General features: G+C 66.0%; 1 pseudogene. It reads right to left on the bottom strand.

The features are described 5' to 3' along the window. Positions 1–1,035 (bottom strand): annotated as a pseudogene (locus tag PHO31112_RS27355) (hypothetical protein); the annotation flags it as partial.

The raw sequence follows: 1,035 nt of genomic DNA, 5'->3' as shown, positions 1-1,035 counted from the left end.
CGAGATAGTCGCCCTGCGCCTCGTCGACGCCGGGGGCGGGCCACTTCGCCTGTCCTTGCACCAACAGCACCAGATCGCTGGAATCGACGGACTTTTGATCCGCGAAACGGGTGACGACGTAATTGACGACCACCTGACTGTTCAGAAAGAACAGCACCTTGGCTTTCGGCACGGGCATGGTGATGTCCTGGCCGACCGTGTCGCGCGTGACGTCGAATTTTTGGGCGTACTCGCCGCCGCCCGAGCCGCGACCGAAGTACACCATCACGGAGTCGCCGTCGGCCATCCCGGCATAGGGTTTGACGCGCACGGTGGCGCCGGCCGGAGGCAGCGTGTCAGGGTCGAGGGTGCCGCCATTGTTTTGATCGACGAGGGGCGCCGGCAGCTTGGTCTGGGACGCGCTCACGCTGAACTGGTTCCATGACGAATCCTGCGGCGTGGGGGTGCCCACGCGGGTCAGCGTGTAGCGGACCGTTACTAAGGCATTGACGGCCGCGTCGGCGTCGATGACGCTGCGCGCCACCGGGATCTCGATTGCCTTATCCTTGGTCAGCGCGGTCACCTTCACCGAGCCGTTCGCGCTGCCGGCAGCGACTTGCGCGGACCAATACCAGTCGATGCGGTCGTCGATGTTCATCGTGGTCCACGGCGGGACGGTGATCACACTGCCGTTGGGCACCTGAGCCGGGTCGAGCACGCCGGCGACGACGCCTTGCACCAGCGGCGCGGGCAGGAGGATCTGGCCCACCACGGAGAGCAGGAGATGCTGCGATTCGCGTTGCGCGGTACCCTGCTTGAGCCGGTAGTAGACATCGACCGAGCCGCCGGCGATCTGATCGACGTACTCGGGCGGCACGGTGAACGTGACGGGAGTGTTCACGCCGCCCGCCGCGATCGTGGCGTCGTCCATATAGGTGAGCGGCCGGCCGTTCGCCGCAGTGCCGTTCCAGTACAGGATCACTTCGTCGCCCACCGCCATGCCCGACCAGGGGGCGATCTGGACGTGCGCTCCATTGGTCGTGTCGCGGGGATCGA

Source organism: Pandoraea horticolens (assembly GCF_902459555.1).
In the GTDB taxonomy this organism is placed as follows: Bacteria; Pseudomonadota; Gammaproteobacteria; order Burkholderiales; family Burkholderiaceae; genus Pandoraea; species Pandoraea horticolens.
This window is presented reverse-complemented; position numbering and strand designations above follow the sequence as displayed.